Here is a 20121-nt window from a genome sequence, read left to right as displayed (position 1 = left end):
TGGGGTGGGCGAGCTTTCGGACAGATTCTGCGACCTGGATGCCAGGACGAGAACGGCGTGGTCAGTGCACGAGCGCCCCGCCCCGGGGCGGCAGGTCGCCGTCGCGACGTTCGATCGCCCGAAGGGATGCCGCGACGAACGCCGCGATCTTGCGCGCGCCCTCGATGCGGAAGTGCGTGTCGTCGGTGAGTCCTTCCGGCCAGGCGGTGGTCTCACCCGGCGCGTAGTGCGACAGCAGGCGGGCCGACCCCTCGTCGCCGAGGTCCTCGTAGAGCCAGGTGGTGAACACCGACAGGTCGATCAGCGGCACGTCGAGTTCGTGGGCGAGGTCGCGGACCGCATTGGGGTAGTCGCCGTGCGTCGGGGTGACCCTGTCGCCGGCGAACCAGCGCCTGGCGCATGACGTGCACAGTACGGGCGAGGCGCCGCGCTCGCGCACGTCGGCGACGAAACGGCGCAGTCGATCCTGATACCCGCCGCGGGATGCGAGCAGCTCGGGCTGCTTCTGGTCGTTGTGGCCGAACTGGATGATGACGGTATCGCCGGAGCGGACGTCCGCCAGAAGGCTCTCCCAGGAGCCCGTCTCGAGGAAAGACTCGGTGGTCGCGCCGCCGAACGCATGGTTGCGGGTCGGGACGCCGGAGGTCTCTTCGAGGAACTGGCCCCAGCCGCTCATGGGTTCTTCGGCCGGCTTCATGGGGGCGACGGTCGAGTCGCCTGCGAGGTGGTAGGTCACCCGAACGAGTCTGGCATGGGAAACGTTTTCTCGCGAGTGCGACTAAGGCGGCCGGAAGCGGAAATAGGGCATTCGCCCGATGCCGGAGGGGTGCCTTAGAGCGGAGTCTGGAGACATCCCAAGCGAGGAGTCACCATGTACGAGCACCCGTCCCTCACGATCACCGCCATGCTCCAGGAGCAGGAGATGCTCAACCGTGCGGTCGAGCGGCGCCGCGCGATTCTCGAACGCCTCGAGACGCGATCGGTGCCGCGGCGCCGTTGGGTCGATCGCCTGCGCGCCGCCTTCGGCAACGGATCACGATCGGCTGCCGCCGGTCGGCCTGAGCAGGCATCCGCGGAGTCCGGATCGGCCGCGTTCGTCTCCGAGGCCGCAGACGCATCCGCCCCGGTGGTCGTGTCCGCAGGTGCCACCTCTGGTGCGGCGGAGTCCGGGCGGGCCGCATCCTCAACGGCGTCCGCCGGCGCGTCCGATTCAGAAGCGCGTCGCGTCCTGCTCGAGCGCGCACCGGCCGACGCGGGCATCCTCGTCGCCCCGGCGCGCTGATGACCGTACTCGGCGCCGTCACGGCATCCGCCCCGGATGTCGATGGGGAGTGGCACGATGAAGACATGTCCTTCGCGACGCTCTCCTCGACGATGGTCGGCCGTGACGCCGATCTTGCCGATCTGATGCGCGCGTTCGAACGGGCAGACGCGGGCGAGCCGGCCGCAGTGCTCGTCGAGGGTGAAGCGGGCATCGGCAAGTCCCGGCTGGTGCGCGAGTTCGAGGCGGCCGTATCGGCGCAGGTGGATGTTCATTCCGGCTGGTTCCTCGACCTCGGCTCGGCCCGCACGCCGTTCGGTCCGCTGATCGGCATCCTGCGCTCGCTCGTGTCGGTGCTCGGACCCGACGAGGCCCTGGCAGCCGTCGGTGCCGGCGGTGAAGCCCTGCGCATGCTGCTGCCGGAGCTCTCCACCGAGGCGGTGCGTCGCGACCGCACGAGTCCCGAAGCCCTGCGGGATGCGATCGCCACCCTGATCGAGGCGGCGGCGATGCGCCGTCCGCAGATCATCCTCGTCGAAGACCTGCACTGGGCAGACGACTCGACGTTGGCCCTGCTCTCCTTCCTGCTGCGGACGCTCGATCGCGGGCGCGTCTTCATCCTGCTCACGTGCCGCAGTGAGGACGTCCGGCGCGGCGACGCCACCAGCCGGTTCATCGCCGACGTCCGTCGTGCACGTCTGGTCGAGCGCGTCGTTCTCAGTCGGTTGGATGCCGAAGGCACTCGTCTCCTGGCCGAACAGCTTTCCGGTCGCCCGCTGACCGACGCGGCGCTGGAGCGCATGCACGAACGCGCCGAGGGCGTGCCGTTCTTCATCGAAGAGCTCGCGTGCTGCTCGGACGCCCCGCTGCCCGAGAGCCTCACCGGCCTGTTGCTCACGCGCTTCGACCGGCTCGGGGACGACGCTCGTGCGGTCGTGCGCATCGCGGCCGGGGCCGAACGCGCGCTTTCGCATCCTCTCCTCGTGCGGCTGACCGGGTACGACGACGATCGGCTCGACGCCGCCATCCGGGAGGCGGCCATCAGCGGCATCCTCGTGGTCGACGACGAGCACTATCGATTCCGTCATGCGCTGCTGCGCGAGGCCGTCCACGACGACCTGCTGCCGGGCGAGCGGGCGCGTCTGCACCGCTCGTACGCCGAGGCGCTCGAGGAGCACGGGTCGCGCAACCACGCCTCTCTCGCGTATCACTGGCGGCTCGCGCAGGACCGCCGCCGCGGGCTGGCTTCCGCCATGGCGGCGATGTGGCAGGCCAAAGCCGGCTACGCCTTCGCCAGCGCCGCGCGGTTCGGCGAGCTGGTGCTCGAGCTGTGGGAGCAGGTGCCGGACGCCGAGGATGCCGCGGGCATCGACCGCGTCTCGCTGCTCATCACCCTCGGGTCGGTGCTGCGCAATGCGGGAGACGACGAGCGCGCGCTCGCGGTCGCCGAACTCGGACTGGAGGAGATCGATGCCGGCGGATACGCCGACGTCGATCCCGCACAGCACGTGCGACTGATGCGCGACCGTGCCAACTACCTGGCCAACCTGGGCAGGCCGGGTCCTCTGGAGGGGTACGAGCGGGCCCTCGCGCTGCTGGACGAGCACGGCATCGTCGAGGGGCACGTGCGCGCGACGGTGCTCAACGGGCTCTCCAGCCGGCACATGCTCGCCGGTCGCTCCATCGCATCGGTCATCGCGGCCACCGCCGCCGAACGCGCAGCCGTCACTGCCGGCGACGAGACCGAGCGCGCCGTGGCGCTGACGCACCGCGCCTGCTCGCTCATGCTGCTCGGAGAGCTCGATCATGCCCAGCGGGGCTTCGACGCGGCAGAGCGGCTGTCGCTGGGTGGCCGGGCCGCCGTGCAGTTCCACATGAACTACTCCGATTCGCTGACGCTGCGCGGGCACTTCCAGGACGCGTTGATCGTCGCCGAACGAGGTCTGCAGCATGTGCGCGACCTCGGGGTGCTCCGCAGCTCCGGTGGCGGGCTCACGCAGAACATGGTCGAGCCGCTGCTCGCGCTCGGCCGGATCGACGAGGCCGAGCGCCTGCTGGCGACGGTGCCGGACCGGCACATCGTGCAGCGCTCAGGCCTGTACCTGTCGACGTCGAGGATCCGGGCGCTGGCCTGGCGTGGCAGAGTCGAGGATGCCGAGCTGATCAGGGCCGAATGGATGCCTGCGCTGCTGCGTGCCGCACCGCTGGAACGCCAGGTCTGGTACTACACGATCGAGGCGGACTTCGCGCTCGCGATCGCCCGCGGCGATTGGGCCGAGGCCGTCGGCGTCATCGGTCGGATGGTGGCCGACGAGGACGTGGCCCTCGCGAATCAACGCCGACTGCTGCTCGAAGGAGCGTGGGCCGTCGCGCAGGCGCGGGCGGCGCAGATCGAAACAGCGGCCGTGGCGACTGCGATCGGGGTGGCGTGGGAGTCTCAGCCGGACGCCCTTCGGGATGAGACCTGGGGCGCGGTCATGCGGGCGCTGCTGAACGGTGACTCCGCCTCACTCGAGCACGCGGTGGTCTCGAGCGACGCGGATGACATGCCGGGCATTGTGCGGGTCGGAGTCCGGCTCGAACTGACCCGGGCTCTGCTGGCCGACGGCGACCGGGCTTCCGCCGCCGTGCAGCTCGCCGACGCCGAGAGCATCGCCCAGAAGATCGGTCACGACCGACTGCAGCGCGCTGCGGCAGAACTCGCCTCCAGGATCGGCGCCCATGCCGCGACTCACGAGGATTCCGAGCTGACCGCTCGCGAGAGGCAGGTGCTCGAACTCGTCGCCGAAGGGCTCAGCAATCGCCAGATCGGAGAGCGGCTGTTCATCAGCACGAAGACCGCGAGCGTCCACGTGTCGGCGATCCTCCGCAAGCTCGGGGTCTCCACGCGGACCGAGGCCGCACTGGTGCTCGCCCGGCGCTGACCGCATCCTCGTTCGTCGAGCGAGGGGAGGGGGCTCGACGAGCGAGGGGAGCGATGGCTGCCCGGGCTTGGCGCCGCCGCGCCTATAGGTTAGGCTCTCCTAACGTGACCGCCCCCGAACCTCACCGCCCCGCCAGTGCACTGCGCGGCGAGAACCTGGCACTCGGGTACCGCAAGGACCGTGTCGTGCACGATGTGTCGCTGCAACTGCGACCCGGCGCGGTCACCGCGCTGATCGGCCCGAACGGCAGCGGCAAGTCGACGGTGCTGCGCTCGCTCGCTCGACTGCACCCCATCGACGCGGGGACCGTCCACGTCGGAGACGCCGAGTCCCGCGCGCTCAACGCCCGCGAGTTCGCCCGAACGGTCGCCATGCTCTCGCAGTCGCGACCGCATCCGTCCGGGCTGGAGATCCGCGATGTCATCGCGTTCGGGCGTCACCCGCACCGTGGTCGTTTCTCCGGTATGAGCGACGCCGACCGCGCAGCGATCGACGGCGCCCTCGCTCTCACCGGACTCACCGAGATGGCGCACCGCGCCGTCGACGAACTGTCCGGCGGCGAACTGCAGCGCGTCTGGCTGGCCACCTGCCTCGCCCAGGACACCGGCATCCTCCTCCTGGACGAGCCGACGAACCACCTCGATCTGCGCTACCAGATCGAGACGCTCGAACTCGTGCGCGACCTCGCCGATCGAGGCACCGCCCTCGGCGTCGTGCTGCACGATCTCGACCACGCGGCATCCGTCGCCGACGAGGTCGTGCTCGTCCACCGCGGCCGCGTCCGCGCGGCCGGATCCCCTGAACACGTGCTCACATCCGAGAACCTCTCCGAGGTCTACGGGCTGCGCATCGACACCGTCGTCGACGCCGAGACAGGCCACGTCCGCGTGTACCCGCGCGGGCGTCACCAAGAGCGGCGCCGCTCGGCATCCGATGCCCTGGCCGCCGCCTCGACGATCTGAACAGAGGAATGATGAAGAAGGCACCCCTCGCCTCGCTCGCGGCGCTCGGCGTCCTCGCGCTCGCGCTGTCCGGCTGCGGAACGACCGATGTCGCCGCGGAAGACACCGCGGCTCCCGAATCGGTCGCCAGCGCCGACTGCTCGGCCGACGACACCGCGACCTCCACCGACCCGGTCACTCTGACCGACGACTACGGCCGCACCGTCGAGCTCGACAAGCCGGCCGAGCGCGTCGCCATCCTGGAGTGGCAGCAGATCGAGGACGCCCTCACGCTGTGCGTCACGCCGGTCGCCGTCGCGGATGCCGAAGGCTACTCGACCTGGGACACCGCAGAGGTGCTCCCCGAGGGCGTCACCGATGTGGGAACGCGTCAGGAGCCGAACCTCGAGGCGCTGTTCGCCACCAACCCCGACCTCGTGATCGTCGAGGCATCCAGTGCGGATGACGAGATCATCGCCCAGCTCGAGGCGTACGACGTCCCCGTGCTCGCCACCATCGGCGCCGATGCGGCCGACCCGATCGCGAAGATGCTCGCGACGTTCGATCTCATCGCGCAGGCGACCGGCCGCGAGGAGCGCGCCGAGGTCGTCACCGACGAGTTCGACGCATACCTCGCCGACGCCAAGGGCGAGCTCGCGGACGCGGATATCGCCACCACCGACTTCGTCTTCTTCGACGGCTGGGTCGACGGCGGCAACGTCGCGATCCGCCCGTTCGGACAGGGCTCGCTCATCGGCGAGATCGGCGAGGAGCTCGGGCTCACGAACGCATGGACCGGCGATGTCGACGCCGCCTACGGTCTCGGCCAGACCGACATCGAGGGCATGGTCGCCGTCGGCGACGCGAACCTGCTGCACACCGGCACGGAGGCCGAAGCAGAGGACGACTTCCTCTCGTCGCTCGAGAGCAACCCCGTCTGGGAATCCCTTCCCGCCGTCACAGAGGAGCGCGTCTACAGCTTCCCGGCCGGCATCTGGACCTTCGGCGGACCCCGCTCGGCCCAGCAGATCATCGACGCGTACGTCGGCGCTCTGAGCCAGTGACCGTCACCGAGATGCGTGGCGCGCCTGTCGAGGCGGACGCCGCGACAGGTCGGCGCGCCACGCGTCTCGGCCCGGTGGCGACGCTGATCGCGCTCGCCGTCCTGCTCGTTCTGGTCTCCCTGTGGCACCTGACGCAGGGGACCAGCGGTGCCGTCTTCGCGGACGAGACCGTGCTCTGGGGGTCGCGCATCCCTCGCCTCGCCGCCGGCATCACCGTCGGAGTCGCTCTCGGTGTGGCCGGCACCCTGCTTCAGTCGCTGTCGCGCAACGCTCTGGCCTCGCCGGACACGCTCGGCGTCACCGCCGGCTCGTACCTCGCTGTGACGATCGTCGCGGCGTTCGGGATCGCCGTGCCGATCTGGGCATCCGGAACGGTCGCCTTCGCCGGCGGACTCGTCGGCGCGGTGATAGTGCTCGGGCTCGCCGGTGGCGCTGCGTCTTCGACCACCCGGCTCGTGCTCGCCGGCTCCGCACTGGCGATGGCGTTCCAGGCGGGGACGTCGACGCTGCTCATCCTGTTCTCGGAAGAGACCAAGGGTCTCCTCGCCTGGGGCAGCGGCTCGCTCACTCAGCTCAATCTGGATGCCTTCCTGCAGGCCGCTCCCGTCGTCGCCCTCGTGCTCGCCATCGCGATACTCATGGGCCGCCGATTCGACGTGCTCGCCCTCGGCGACGACACGGCGTCCTCGCTCGGCGTTCCGATCCGATCGACGCGGGCGGCCGGCATCCTCTTCGCCGTCGCCCTGACCGCGATCTCGGTGACGCTCGCCGGCCCGCTCGGTTTCGTCGGACTCTGCGCACCGGTGCTGGCCCGCCTGCTCACCCGGGTCGTCCCCGGGCTCGCGCGGCACGTCTTCCTGTTGCCGGCCTCCGGCCTGATCGGTGCGCTGGTCGTCATCCTCTCGGATGCCGTGCTGCGCATGCTGCTCGGAGCAGAGGCGGCCATCAGCATCCCTACCGGTGTCGCCACGACGCTGCTCGGCGCCATCATCCTCGTGCTGATGGCGCGGAAGCTGCGGGATGCCGGACCCACCCGCGAGCCCCCGAAGGTGCGCTTCGGCGTCCGGAGCCGATCGCGGTTCTGGACCGTCCTCGTGGTGTCGATCATCGCCGTCGTGGGGATCGTGATCGCCGGACTCCTGCTCGGAACGAGCCTGCTGCGCACCGGTGACGTCGCGCTCTGGCTGCAGGGCGGCGCACCTCCGCAGATCGCGTTCGCGCTGTCCGAGCGCGCTCCGCGCATCACCGCCGCCGTGTGCGCGGGTGCGGCGCTGGCGCTGTCCGGGACGCTCATCCAGGCCGTCAGCCGCAACCCGCTGGCCGACCCCGGCATCCTCGGCGTGACGGGCGGCGCCGGACTCGGCGCCGTGCTCGTCGTCACGAGCGCCGTCGCCTCGACGGCCGGCATGATCGTCGCGGCCGTCGTCGGCGCGCTGCTCGCGTTCGCGCTCGTCTACCTGCTCGCCTGGCGGCGCGGTCTCAACGCCGACCGGTTCATCCTCATCGGCATCGGCGTCTCGTACGGCGCCATGGCGCTGACGACCTTCGTGCTGCTGAGGGCGAACCCCTGGGATACGCCCAAGATCTACACCTGGTTGTCCGGCACGACCTACGGGCGGGTGTGGGAGCAGATCATCCCCATCGCGGTGGTCCTGCTGATCGCGCTGCCGCTGGCCTTCGCGCTGCGACGAGAAGAGGACGTCCTCGCGCTCGATGAGGACACCCCGCGTCTGGTCGGAATCGGTCTCGAGCGGACGCGCCTGCTGCTGCTCGTGACTGCCGCCGTGCTGGCCGCGCTCAGCGTCTCGGCGGTCGGCGTGATCGGCTTCGTCGGTCTCGTCGCCCCGCACGCCGCCCGGGCTCTGGTCGGGGCACGCCATTCGTGTGTGATCCCGGTGGCCGTGCTGCTCGGCGCGCTGCTCGTGGGAGCGGCGGACACCATCGGGCGGACGGTTATCGCCCCCGAACAGCTGCCGGCCGGCCTCGTCGTCGCGCTGCTGGGTGCGCCGTACTTCGTGTGGCTGCTCTGGCGGTCGCGGGACGCGTAGGCGTCGCTACCGCGTCGGAGGCCACTCCTCCGCGAGGATGCCGTAGCTCATGCCGTCCATCCACTCGCCGGAGCGGTGCAGCGCGGTCTTGCGGCTGAACTCCTCGCGGCGCATGCCGAGGCGCTCCATGAGCCGCCACGAAGGTTCGTTCGCGGCGAAGCATCCGGCGTGCACGCGCCGCAGGCCGAGCGGTCCGAAGCAGACGTCGATCACCGCGCGAACCGCCTCGGTCGCGTACCCGTGGCCGGTGAAGCGGGGCGCGAGCGCCCATCCGAGCTCGGCTTCGACACCGGCCGCCTGATCGGCGACCTCGCGCTGCGACCACCCGTCGCCGACGCGCACCATGATGTCGCCGATGAGCGGAGCATCGCCATCGAGGAGCGTGATGGCGAAGAGCGTGTCGAGCCGGTCCGGATCCTGCAGGCGCTCGCGGAACGACTCGAGCGAGCCGGAGCCTCCGCCGAGCCAGTTGTTCACCTCGGTGAGACTGCGATACTCCCAGATCGCATCCAGATCGTCCGGTGTCGCACGGCGGACCTCGAGGCGAGCGGTTCTGATCGGCCAGGCGTTCTCGGTCATCGTCTCAGGCTAAGGGACGCGGCGCAGGGGGTCGTCGCTGGTCGCCTGGGGCGGGTTGACGCGGCGATTCGCGACTCCTGCGCGGTGTCGGTTGAATCTGCGCTGCGTGAGGGGTCGCGATTGGCCCACCCGCGCGCGGTGAAGCGACCACTTGCGACCCCTCGAGGACACGAAAGGGAATCTGCTGCGCAGCAGGGGTCGCGTTTGTGCGCCTCCGGCGCATGGATGCGGCGATTCGGGACCCCTCAAGCGGGCGGGGGCCGCGGGAAGCGGTCTACAGCACCAGCCGGTAGCCCATGCCCGACTCGGTCAGCAAGTGCGCCGGCGTGCTCGGCTCGCGCTCGAGCTTCTTGCGCAGTTGCGACATGTACAGCCGCAGATAGCCGGAGTCCGCGACCTGCTCGCTGCCCCAGATCTCCTTGAGCAGCTCCTGCCGGGTGACGAGGGCGCCGGGATGCCGTGACAGATGCTCCAGCATCCGCCATTCGGTCGGGGTCAGATGCACGCGCGCGCCGTCGCGCGTGACCGTCCGCGTCGACAGATCCACCTCGACGTCGCCGAACGCGATCGTCGACTCACCGGCGGAGGGCGCCGATCGCCGCGAGAGCGCGCGCAGTCGTGCCAGCAGTTCGTCCACCTGGAAGGGCTTCGTGACGTAGTCGTCGGCCCCGGCATCCAGAGCATCCACCTTGTCGGCCGAACCCGTGCGGCCGGACACGACGATGATGGGGACGGTCGTCCATCCCCGCAGCGCCTGGATCACTTCGATCCCGTTCAGCCGCGGCATCCCGAGGTCCAGAAGGATGATGTCGGGGTGCGTCTGGGCGGCCATGGCGATCGCTGCCGCACCGTCCGCCGCGGCGACGACGTCGTAGCCGTGCGCCGCCAGCGTGATGCGCAGCGCCCGCACCATCTGCGGATCGTCATCGGCGATGAGCAGCTTCATCCCGCGGTTCCTCCTCCGTCGACATCCGGCTCGGCAAGGGGGAGCGCGACGACCATGGTCAGACCGCCGCCCGGGGTGTCCTCGGGGCTCAGGGTACCGCCCATGCCCTCGGTGAATCCGCGAGAGAGCGCCAGGCCGAGCCCGAGGCCGGTGGAATTGTCCGTGTCGCCGAGCCGCTGGAACGGCTGGAACATGGTCCCCTGCCGCTCCCGCGGCACGCCGACGCCCCGATCGACGACACGGATCTCCGCCCGCGAACCGAGCCGGCTCGTCGACACGAGCACGCGCTCGCCGTCGGGGGAATGGCGGAAGGCGTTCGCGAGCAGGTTGACCAGGACCCGCTGCAGCAGCACGGGGTCCGCCTCCAGCGGGGGGAGCGCCGGATCGAGTGCGAGCTCGACGTCCGCCGGGCCGAGGGAGAGCTCGTCGAGAGCCGCGAGGATGCTGCCGCCGGCGTCCACGGATGTCGTGGACACCGCGAGGACCCCCGCCTGCACGCGGCTCACGTCCAGCAGATCCGTGACGAGCGTCGACAGCGTCGCGAGGCTCTCGTCCGCGGTCGCGAGCAGCTCGGCGCGATCCGCGGCGGAGAGCTTGCCCGCTCCGCGCAGGCCGCCGATCGCCGCGACCGCCGACGCCAGCGGGCGCCGCAGATCGTGGCTCAGGGCCGACAGCAGGGCGCTGCGCACCTGATCCGTCTCGGCCAGCGCTTCGGCCTCACGGGCCGTCGCGCTGAGATCGGTGTGCTCGATGGCTGCGGTGAGCTGCGCGATGATCACGTCGAGCAGGCGCCGTGACGGCGCATCCAGCGGGCCGCCGTGCAGTTCGAGCGTCGCGCGCGGCTCACCGTTCGCCTCGCCGACCGGATACGTCGTCGATCTCCCGTCCCGCAGCGGCTCGCCGTCCCTGGCGATCACGTCGCCGTTGCGGGCGACCAGCCGCACCCCGCTCAGTCCGAACGCCTCTCGGGTGCGCGACACGAGAGCGAGCACTGCGCTTTCGCCGCGGAGCACGTTGCCCGCCACCGAGGCGAGCAGCTCGGCCTCGGCGGTGGCGCGCTTGGCATCACGGGCACGTCTGGCCGCCTGGTCGACGATGAGACTCACCAGGATGGCGATGGTGACGTACAGCAGCAGTGCGATCGCATGCAGCGGGTGAGCGATCGTCACGGTGTACAGCGGGGCGACGAACAGGACGTCCAGGGTGATGCCCGACAGCACGGCTGCGAACACCGCCGGTCGGATGCCGCCGATGAGAGCGACGATCACCACCAGCAGCTGATACGCGAGCACTTCGGAGGTGATCGATTCGGGGCTGCGGAGCGAGAACAGCAGCCACGAGAGCAGCGGGCCGAATACGAGCGCGACGGCGAAGCCCAGCAGTTGACGGCGCCAGCCGAGAGCGCCCCCGGTGATCCGCGGCAGCGCCGCCCGCCCGCCGGCGGCCGCGTGCGTGACGATGTGCACATCGATGTCGCCGGACCGGCGGATCACCTCGGTGCCGACGCTCGGACCGGTCAGCGCGGCTGCGAGGCGGCCGCGTCGGCTGACGCCGATGACGAGCTGCGTCGCGTCGACCGTGTGGGCGAACTCCACCAGGGCCTCGGGCACATCGTCGGAGACGATCTGGTGGTAACTGCCGCCGAGCGACTCGACCAGAGATCGCTGGGCGGTCAGCGCACCCGGCACGTCACGATGCAGCCCGTCCTGCGAGTACACGTGCACGGCGAGCAGTTCGCCGCCGGCCGATCGCGCGGCGATCCGCGCTCCGCGGCGCAGCAGCGTCTCGCCCTCCGTGCCTCCGGTGAGGGCCACGACGACGCGTTCACGGGCCTGCCAGCTGCCCTCGATCCCCTGTTCGGCGCGGTAGCTGCGCAGGGCGCTGTCCACTTCATCGGCGAGCCACAGCAGCGCCAGTTCCCGCAGTGCCGTGAGATTGCCGAGGCGGAAGTAGTTGGACAGTGCCGCGTCGACGCGCTCGGCCGGATACACCAGCCCCGCCGAGAGCCGGTCGCGCAGCGTCTGCGGAGCGAGGTCGACGACCTCGATCTCGTCCGCTCCGCGCACGACGGCATCCGGGATGGTCTCCTGCTGCGCGACGCCGGTGATCTTCTCGACGACCGCGTTGAGCGATTCGATGTGCTGCACGTTGACCGTCGTGATCACGTCGATTCCGGCATCCAGCAGTTCGTCGACGTCCTGCCAGCGCTTGGGATTGCTCGAACCGGGGGCGTTCGTGTGCGCGAGTTCGTCGACCAGCGCGATCTGCGGCGCGCGGGCGAGCACGGCCTCGACGTCCATCTCGGTCAGCTCGACGTCGCGATGCCTTTCGACGCGCCGGGGAACCTGCGGCAGCCCGGCGGCCTGCGCCGCCGTCGCACTCCGGCCGTGCGTCTCGACGAGCGCCAGGACGACATCGACGCCCTCCTGGCGCAGGCGATTGCCCTCCGCCAGCATCTCGAAGGTCTTCCCCACGCCGGGGGCCGCACCGAGCAGGACTCGGAGGCGGCCGCGCCGCGCCGGGCGTTCTCCGGTCATGACCCCTCCTGCCCGTCCAGTGCGAGATTCAGCTCCACGACGTCGACGCGTTCCTCGCCGAGGAACCCCAGGTCCCGCCCTTGAATCCTAGACTCCACGATCGTGCGGACCGCCGCTTCGTCGAGACCGCGCTCTTCGGCGATGCGCGGCACCTGCAGCAGGGCGTACGCGACGCTGATGTGCGGATCGAGCCCCGACGCCGAAGCGGTCACCGCGTCGGCGGGCACTTCGTCGACCGCCACACCCTCGCGCTCCGCGATCGCCTCCCGACGCTCCTCGATCGCGGCGATGAGGTCGGGGTTCTCCGGCCCGAGGTTGCTCCCGGTCGACCCCCGCCCGTCGTACCCCGCGGCCGAAGGGCGGGACTGGAAGTACTCGTGCAGCGCTTCGCCGTCGGAATCCGTGAAGGACTGGCCGATCAGGGCACTGCCGACGACGGTGCCCTTCTCATCGTCGACGGGGGAGCCGTTCGCCTGCCACGGCATCGCGAGCTGTCCGATGCCGGTGATGACGAGCGTGTAGCCGACGCCCAGGACGAGCGTGAAGACGAGCATCGCGCGGATCGCGACGCCGATGGTGCGCACCGTGGTACGAGTCGGAGACATGGTGTGTGTTCCTTTCCTGGGTGCGTCAGAAGCCGGGGAGCAGGCTGACGACGAGATCGATGATCTTGATGCCGATGAAGGGGGCGATGACGCCGCCCAGGCCGTACACGAGCAGGTTGCGCTGCAGGATCTGCGCGGCGCCGGCCGGTCGGTAGGCCACTCCGCGCAGAGCGAGCGGGATGAGGAAGACGATCACGATCGCGTTGAAGACGATCGCGCTCGTCACGGCGGAGGCCGGTGAGTGCAGCTGCATGATGTTCAGCGCCGCGAGTCCGGGGAACACCCCCATGAACATGGCAGGGATGATCGCGAAGTACTTCGCGATGTCGTTCGCGAGCGAGAACGTCGTGAGCGCGCCGCGCGTGATGAGCAGCTGCTTGCCGATGCGGACGATGTCGATGAGCTTGGTCGGGTCGGAGTCCAGGTCGACCATGTTGCCCGCCTCCTTCGCCGCTGACGTGCCCGTGTTCATCGCCACGCCGACGTCGGCCTGCGCGAGCGCGGGTGCATCGTTCGTGCCGTCGCCGGTCATCGCGACGAGCCGTCCGCCCTCCTGCTCTCGGCGGATCAGTGCGAGCTTGTCCTCCGGAGTCGCCTCGGCGAGAAAGTCGTCGACACCGGCCTCCTGCGCGATGGCGGCGGCGGTGAGCGGGTTGTCGCCGGTGATCATGACCGTGCGGATGCCCATCGATCGCAGCTCCTCGAACCGCTCGCGCAGGCCCGCCTTGACGATGTCCTTGAGGTGCACGACGCCCAGCACGCGCTCCGTGCCGTCCGCCGCCTTCACTGCGACGACGAGCGGGGTCCCCCCGCTGCCGGCGACGGCGTCCGTCCGACGGGTGAGCTCGGCATCCGCGCTGCCGAGGCCGAGCCAGGCGCTCACGGCCGACCCTGCGCCCTTGCGGATCTGCGTCCCGTCGGCGAGATCCAGTCCGCTCATCCTCGTCTGGGCCGTGAACGGCACGACGACGGCATCCGTCGGCAGGTCGGCCCGGATGCCGCGGGCTCCGGCGAGCTCGACGATCGACGCACCCTCGGGAGTCGGGTCGGCGAGCGACGACAGTGCGGCCGTGCGCAGCAGGTCGGCCTCGTCGACGCCGTCGAGCGGCAGCACGTCGTCCGCGCGGCGGTTGCCGTACGTGATGGTCCCGGTCTTGTCGAGCAGCAGCGTCGTGACGTCGCCGGCGGCCTCCACGGCCCGCCCGGACATCGCGAGGACGTTGTGCTGCACGAGGCGGTCCATGCCGGCGATGCCGATCGCCGACAGCAGCGCGCCGATGGTCGTCGGGATCAGGCAGACCAGCAGGGCGGTCAGCACGGGGATGCTGACCGGGGATGCCGCGAACGATGCGATCGGATTCAGCGTGAGCACCGCGACGACGAAGACGATCGACAGGCTCGCGAGGAGGATGTTGAGCGCGATCTCGTTGGGCGTGCGCTGCCGGTTCGCTCCCTCGACGAGGGCGATCATGCGGTCGACGAACGTCTCGCCCGGCTTCGACGTGATGCGCACGACGACCCGGTCGGACAGCACGCGCGTCCCGCCGGTGACGGCGCTGCGGTCGCCGCCCGATTCCCGGATCACCGGGGCGCTCTCGCCCGTGATCGCCGATTCGTCGACGGTTGCGATGCCGGCGACGATGTCGCCGTCGCCGGGGATCAGCTCACCGGCCTCGACGATCACGACGTCGTCCCGCTGCAGCTCGGACGAGGCCACCTCGGCGGTCGCGGCCCGTGCCGCGTCGGCATCCGTCTTCGCGTCGTAGTCGACCACGCGACGGGCGAGCGTCGAGGTCCTGGTCTTGCGCAGCGTTGCGGCCTGCGCCTTGCCGCGGCCCTCGGCGACGGACTCGGCGATGTTCGCGAAGAACACCGTCAGCCACAGCCACGCGGCGATGCCCCACGTGAATCCGGCGGGCACCGGCGCGCCGCCGGACTCGGCCGCGCCGGCAAGGAACGGCTCGGCGACCGCGAGGACCGTGGTGAACGCGGCACCGACCCAGACCAGCAGCATCACCGGATTGCGGACCAGGGTGGCGGGGTTGAGCTTGCGTGCCGCACCGGGAAGGGCCTGGACAAGGGGACGCCAGCCGAACGCCCGGCGCGGGGCGGACGATGCGGATGACTCGTCGACGAGTTCAGCCGCCGGGGTCTCAGGGGAGGGGGAGGTGAGCAGTGCCATGTCAGACGAGTCCTTCGGCGAGGGGTCCCAGGGTGAGGACCGGGAAGTAGGTGAGAGCCGTGACGATGACCGCGACGGCGGTGAGCAGGCCCACGAACTGCGGCCGGTGGGTGGGGAGCGTCCCGGTGGTGGAGGGGATGCGCTCCTGTGCGGCGAGGGAGCCGGCGAGGGCGAGCACGAGCACGATCGGCAGGAACCGTCCGAGCAGCATCGCGACGCCGAGGGCGGTGTTGAACCAGGGCGTGTTCGCGGTGAGGCCCGCGAACGCCGAGCCGTTGTTGTTGGAGGCCGACGTGAATGCGTAGAGCACTTCGCTCATGCCGTGCACGCCCGGGTTCAGGATGCTCGTCGATGCGACATCCTCGCGGATGCCGGGGATCGCGAAGCTCAGCGCCGTGCCGCCCAGGACGAGGACGGGGGTCACCAGGATGTAGAGGCTGGCGAGCTTGATCTCGCGCGGTCCGATGCGCTTGCCGAGGTACTCCGGGGTGCGGCCGACGAGCAGCCCGCCGATGAACACCGCGATCACGGCCAGCACGAGCATCCCGTACCCCCCGGAGCCGACGCCGCCGGGGGCGACCTCGCCGAGCATCATGTTGATCATCGGCATCATGCCGCCCAGCGCCGTGTACGAGTCGTGCATCGAATTCACCGCACCGGTCGAGGTCAGCGTCGACGCACTGCCGAACAGCGCGGATCCGAGGATGCCGAAGCGCTGCTCCTTGCCCTCCATCGCAGCTCCCGCCAGTTCGGGTGCCGAGCCGCGGCCGGCCAGTTCGAAGGCGGACAGGGCGAAGGTCGACACGAGGAAGATCACACCCATGACCGCGGCGATCGCGTATCCCTGGCGGTCGTCGCCGACCATGCGTCCGAACGCACGGGGGAGCGAGAACGGGATCGCGAGGATCAGCACCATCTCGAGCAGGTTGGTCCACGCCGTCGGGTTCTCGAACGGGTGCGCGGAGTTCGCGTTGAAGAATCCGCCGCCGTTGGTGCCGAGGAGCTTGATCGCCTCCTGCGACGCGACCGGTCCGCCGGGGATGGCCTGCGTCGCCCCGGAGAGCGTCGTCACTTCGGTGAAGCCGGTGAAGTTCTGCACCACGCCGCCCGCGATGAGCGCCAGGGCGCTGAGCGCGGCGATCGGGAGCAGGATGCGCACGAGGCCCCGAGTGAGATCCACCCAGAAGTTGCCGATCGTGGCGGAGCCGCGGCGAGCGAAGCCGCGGATGAGCGCGACCGCGACGGCGAGACCGACCGCGGCCGAGACGAAGTTCTGCACGGTGAGGCCGGCGAGCTGAACCGTGTAGCCCATGGTCTGCTCCGGCGAATAGGACTGCCAGTTCGTGTTGGCGACGAACGACGCCGCCGTGTTGAACGCCAGCCCCTCCGGCACTGCGGGGAGACCGAGCGACTGCGGAAGCACCGCCTGCACCCGCTGGAGCGCGTAGACGAGGAGGAGACCGGTGACCGAGAAGATCAGCACGCCGCGGGCGTAGGCCCGCCAGGTCTGCTCCGACTCGGCGTCGACGCCGATCGCACGATACGTCCACCCCTCGACGCGCAGATGCCGCGGCGAGGCGTAGGTGCGGGCGATGTAGTCCCCGAGCGGGCGATAGAGCACCACGAGCACGGCGATGAGGGTCGCCGCCTGCAGGATGCCGAGCCAGATCGTGGCGGTCATCAGAAGCGCTCCGGAAGGACGAGGGCGATGACGAGGTAGACGACGGCGGCGAAGGCGAGAGCCACGGCCGCGATCTCGAAGACGATCACAGTCGTTCCACCCCCTTCGCGACGAACGAGACGACGGCGAACAGCGCGAGAGTCAGCGCGAGATAGAGAAGATCGAGCACGAGACCCGATACAACTCCGGTGCCGTGCCGGAGGCATCGATCCTCACGGCATCCCTACGGCATACGACCGGAACCATGCGGGATGCTCACGCCTCGGCGTCCGGGGGCCCTGCCGGCCGGTGCGCGCGGCGGCCGTTCGCGACGACCGGCCGCCCGGCCCGCTCCTGGCCTGGCACGGGCCGCGAGCGGCGTCCGTAGATGATCTCGGACGAGTCCAGCAGCCACGGCACGAGCGTGATCGTCACCCCGTGCACGAGCATGAGCTGCGAGGCCACCCGGCGTGCCCGCCTGTTGTGCAGGAACGTCTCCCACCAGTGCCCGACGATGTACTGCGGCAGATACACGGTCACGACCGACGGGCCGTGCTTCTCGCGGTACTGCGCGATGAACTGGGCGATGGGTTCGGCGTACGAGCGATACGGCGACTGCAGGATGATCAGCGGCACCGGCATGAGGTGATCCGCCCATTCCTGCTGCAGCTGGGCGGCTTCGTCGCCTTCGACGGCGACGTGCACGGCGACGGTCTTGCCGTGCTTGGCCGCTACCGCGTAGTCGAGGGCCTTCACGACCGGCTTCTGCAGTTTGTTGACGAGGACGAGCGCGACGTCTCCTGTCGAGCCGAAGCGGGTCGTGTCGTCGATCGCGATCTCGTGGTCGACATCGCGGTAGTACCGTTTCACGCCCATCATGAGGAATGCGAGGATCGGGATCGCGAAGAACACCAGGTAGGCGCCGTGCGTGAACTTCGTGATCGTGACGATCAGCAGCACGAGGACCGTGAGGGTCGCGCCCGCGGAGTTGATCAGCAATCCCAGACGGGCCCCACGGCGGTTGGATGCCGAGGTGGATGCGGATCTCAGCATCCGGCGCCAGTGGCGCACCATGCCGATCTGCCCGAGCGAGAACGAGACGAACACGCCGATGATGTAGAGCTGGATGAGGGTCGTGAGCTTCGCCTGGAACACGATGAGCACGGCGATCGCGGCGATGCCGAGCAGGATCATGCCGTTCGAGAACACCAGCCGGTCGCCGCGGGTGTTGAGCGCCTTCGGGCCGTAGCCGTCGCGGGCGAGGACGGCGCCGAGCAGCGGGAAGCCGTTGAACGCCGTGTTCGCGGCCAGCAGCAGCACGCAGGCGGTCGCGGCCTGCACGACGAAGAACAGGATGCTGCCGCCGCCGAACGTCGCGGACGCGACCTGCGCCATCAGGCTCGGCTGCGGGGTCGCGCAGTCGAACCCGATGAGGGCGCACGGGTCCTCCGCGTAGTGCACGCCGCTGATCAGTGCGAGAGCCGTGAGGCCGGCGAACAGGCAGATGGCGATCGAGCCCATCAGCACGAGGGTGGCCTGGGCGTTGCGCACCTTCGGCACTCGGAACGCCGGGACGCCGTTGGCGACGGCCTCGACGCCCGTGAGTGCTGAGCAGCCGCTCGAGAACGCGCGCAGGATCAGCAGGATCACGGCCGCCTGGCTGAGGTCCTCGGCGTGCACGGCGAAGTCCGCGCTGGACGCCACCGGGGCATCGCCGAGGAACGTGCGGATGAGCCCCGTCACGATCATGACGCCGACCGAGCCGATGAAGATGTACGTCGGGATCGCGAACGCGAACGACGCCTCGCGGACGCCGCGCAGGTTCACGATGATGATGAGCACGACGAAGCCGACGGCCAGCTCCACGCGCGCCGGGTCGAGCCCCGGGATCGCCGAGATGATGTTGTCGACGCCGGAGGCTACCGACACGGCGACGGTGAGGACGTAGTCGACGAGCAGCGCGGACGCCACGACGACCCCGGGGATCTCGCCGAGGTTCTTGCGCGCCACCTCGTAGTCGCCGCCGCCGGACGGATAGGCCTTGATGAGCTGGCGATAGCTCAGCACGACGACGATCAGAAGCACGACCACCGCGACCGCGACGATCGGGGTGAAGGAGAGGAACGTGAGCCCGCCGATCAGCAGGATCATCACCAGCTCCTGCGGCGCATAGGCCACAGAGCTGAGCGCGTCCGACGCGAAGATGGGCAGCGCTCGCCGCTTCGGCAGCAGCTGCTCGGCGCTCTCCTCGGACGACAGCGGGTCGCCGAGCAGGATGCGCTTGACCAGCTGCGGATCACGTGTTTCGTTCGTCACGTCCGGCGACGCTACGCCGCCACGCGGGATCCTTGCGGGATCCTCACGGAATCCCTACGGGCTGCACGGGCTCCCATACGGAATCCTCACGCGCTTGCGGGAATGCACTGGCGCACCGTGGGGGATCAGGTTCTGCTGGCCGTGATCGGCTCGGTCGCAGCCCTCGTCGTGCCGCGTTCGATGCGCGGTATGGCTCCGAAGGCGGATGCCGCAGCACCCGAAGCGGACTGAAGCCGCTTCTGCCTGCCGCCGGCTACTCCCACGTCGCGGTTTCCGGATCGATGCCGTGGTGGCGCGCTGATTCGTCGATGCTCTGGCGGAACCACGTGGCCAGGCCGTCTCCGATCCCGTTGTAATAGGACGAGAACCCCGGATCGGCCTCGAACATCCGACCCAGGCACACCTGCAGCTGCCGTGTCAGGGGGAAGAAATTCGAGAACACCTCGCGGTGGCGCTCGACGAGTGCGTCCGCATCCTCGCTTCCCGGCTCGACCCCTCGGTTCACCGCATCGGCGAGGTCGCGCTGGAGCGCGGACATGGCCTCGGAAAGCTCCTGCCACTGGCTCGGCGAGCGCGACGCGGAGCGCTCTGCGAACTGCGCCCATTGCCTCGATCCGCCCCATGCGAAGCGGGCGGCCCGCGATCGCTGCGGGTCCCAGTCCTCCCCGAAGACTGCGCGCTGCTCGTCGTCGCTCATCAGGATGCCGCGCTCGTGCGCGTCGGTCATGCGCTCGAGCCGTTCGTCGAGCTGCTGCAGATCGCGGATCCGTTCGGCCAGCTGCGCACGCTGCTCACGCAGCGTGTCGCCGATCTCCGTGCTCGCATCGTCGAGCACATCACGAATCGCATCGAGGGTGAGACCGGCGTCGCGGTAGGCCACGACCCGGCTCAGGCGCTCGAGGTCATCCCAGGTGTAGAGGCGGTATCCGGCTGGTGTGCGGCGGGACGGCGATGCGAGGCCGATCTCATCCCAGTGGTGGAGAGTGCGCACGGTCAATCCGAGGAGGTCGGCGGCGACGCCGACCGTCGCATCCTCATCGATCTCTTCGTCGACCATG

16 protein-coding genes are annotated in these 20121 nt (G+C 70.0%); 6 read left to right on the top strand and 10 right to left on the bottom strand.

Going from position 1 to position 20121, the window contains the following annotated elements; genetic code table 11:
• Window positions 1–61: 61 nt before the first annotated feature.
• On the bottom strand, window positions 62–736 hold the full coding sequence (locus tag ACI7YT_RS17370; RefSeq protein ID WP_406247303.1) for a rhamnogalacturonan acetylesterase: 675 nt from the start codon (window positions 734–736) through the stop codon (window positions 62–64).
• A gap of 135 nt (window positions 737–871) precedes the next feature.
• On the opposite strand from ACI7YT_RS17370, the gene ACI7YT_RS17365 reads away from it, so the two are divergent.
• The 5 genes from ACI7YT_RS17365 to ACI7YT_RS17345 all read left to right on the top strand — a co-directional run bounded on the left by ACI7YT_RS17365 (window position 872) and on the right by ACI7YT_RS17345 (window position 8238).
• On the top strand, window positions 872–1282 hold the full coding sequence (locus ACI7YT_RS17365) for a hypothetical protein (protein WP_406247302.1): 411 nt from the start codon (window positions 872–874) through the stop codon (window positions 1280–1282).
• Window positions 1282–4185, top strand: coding sequence for a helix-turn-helix transcriptional regulator (locus ACI7YT_RS17360; protein ID WP_406247300.1), 2904 nt, complete (start codon window positions 1282–1284; stop codon window positions 4183–4185). The genes ACI7YT_RS17365 and ACI7YT_RS17360 overlap by 1 nt, the downstream gene beginning before the upstream one ends.
• Before the next feature lie 104 nt (window positions 4186–4289).
• A complete protein-coding gene (locus ACI7YT_RS17355; protein ID WP_406247298.1) occupies window positions 4290–5147 on the top strand; it encodes an ABC transporter ATP-binding protein in 858 nt (285 codons plus the stop codon).
• Between the two features lie 8 nt (window positions 5148–5155).
• Window positions 5156–6190 carry an iron-siderophore ABC transporter substrate-binding protein gene (locus ACI7YT_RS17350; protein WP_406247296.1) on the top strand — a complete coding sequence of 345 codons (1035 nt, stop codon included), beginning with the start codon at window positions 5156–5158 and terminating at the stop codon, window positions 6188–6190.
• A gap of 11 nt (window positions 6191–6201) precedes the next feature.
• On the top strand, window positions 6202–8238 hold the full coding sequence (locus ACI7YT_RS17345) for an iron ABC transporter permease (protein WP_406250620.1): 2037 nt from the start codon (window positions 6202–6204) through the stop codon (window positions 8236–8238).
• 6 nt (window positions 8239–8244) lie between these two features.
• Here ACI7YT_RS17345 and ACI7YT_RS17340 read toward each other — a convergent pair whose 3' ends face one another.
• The 8 genes from ACI7YT_RS17340 to ACI7YT_RS17305 all read right to left on the bottom strand — a co-directional run bounded on the left by ACI7YT_RS17340 (window position 8245) and on the right by ACI7YT_RS17305 (window position 19063).
• Window positions 8245–8817 (bottom strand): GNAT family N-acetyltransferase, encoded by a 573-nt coding sequence (locus ACI7YT_RS17340; protein WP_406247294.1) that lies wholly within the window; start codon window positions 8815–8817, stop codon window positions 8245–8247.
• 274 nt (window positions 8818–9091) lie between these two features.
• A complete protein-coding gene (locus ACI7YT_RS17335; RefSeq protein ID WP_406247292.1) occupies window positions 9092–9763 on the bottom strand; it encodes a response regulator in 672 nt (223 codons plus the stop codon).
• Window positions 9760–12300 (bottom strand): ATP-binding protein, encoded by a 2541-nt coding sequence (locus tag ACI7YT_RS17330; protein ID WP_406247290.1) that lies wholly within the window; start codon window positions 12298–12300, stop codon window positions 9760–9762. Before ACI7YT_RS17330 ends, ACI7YT_RS17335 begins: the two co-directional genes overlap by 4 nt.
• The gene (gene kdpC / locus ACI7YT_RS17325; protein ID WP_406247288.1) at window positions 12297–12905 is read right to left on the bottom strand and encodes a potassium-transporting ATPase subunit KdpC; all 609 of its coding nucleotides are present in this window, start codon (window positions 12903–12905) and stop codon (window positions 12297–12299) included. Before kdpC ends, ACI7YT_RS17330 begins: the two co-directional genes overlap by 4 nt.
• A gap of 25 nt (window positions 12906–12930) precedes the next feature.
• Complete coding sequence (gene kdpB, locus ACI7YT_RS17320; RefSeq protein ID WP_406247286.1) at window positions 12931–15087, bottom strand: potassium-transporting ATPase subunit KdpB; 2157 nt, start codon at window positions 15085–15087, stop codon at window positions 12931–12933.
• Window position 15088: 1 nt separating this feature from the next.
• Window positions 15089–16768: a potassium-transporting ATPase subunit KdpA gene (gene kdpA / locus ACI7YT_RS17315; protein WP_406247284.1), complete on the bottom strand. Its 1680-nt coding sequence runs from the start codon at window positions 16766–16768 to the stop codon at window positions 15089–15091.
• Entirely contained in the window at window positions 16768–16857 is a 90-nt protein-coding gene (locus tag ACI7YT_RS17310) for a potassium-transporting ATPase subunit F (protein WP_406247282.1), read from the bottom strand. The genes kdpA and ACI7YT_RS17310 overlap by 1 nt, the downstream gene beginning before the upstream one ends.
• 166 nt (window positions 16858–17023) lie before the next feature.
• Window positions 17024–19063 carry an APC family permease gene (locus ACI7YT_RS17305; RefSeq protein WP_406247280.1) on the bottom strand — a complete coding sequence of 680 codons (2040 nt, stop codon included), beginning with the start codon at window positions 19061–19063 and terminating at the stop codon, window positions 17024–17026.
• 102 nt (window positions 19064–19165) lie between these two features.
• Here ACI7YT_RS17305 and ACI7YT_RS17300 point away from each other — a divergent pair, with 102 nt between their 5' ends.
• The gene (locus ACI7YT_RS17300) at window positions 19166–19294 is read left to right on the top strand and encodes a hypothetical protein (protein WP_406247278.1); all 129 of its coding nucleotides are present in this window, start codon (window positions 19166–19168) and stop codon (window positions 19292–19294) included.
• A gap of 22 nt (window positions 19295–19316) precedes the next feature.
• Here the strand turns inward: ACI7YT_RS17300 and ACI7YT_RS17295 are convergent, their stop codons facing one another.
• Complete coding sequence (locus ACI7YT_RS17295; protein ID WP_406247277.1) at window positions 19317–20120, bottom strand: MerR family transcriptional regulator; 804 nt, start codon at window positions 20118–20120, stop codon at window positions 19317–19319.
• Window position 20121 lies beyond the last annotated feature (1 nt).

It is taken from the genome of Microbacterium sp. M, from assembly GCF_045181065.1.
Classification (GTDB): Bacteria; Actinomycetota; Actinomycetes; order Actinomycetales; family Microbacteriaceae; genus Microbacterium.
This window is presented reverse-complemented; position numbering and strand designations above follow the sequence as displayed.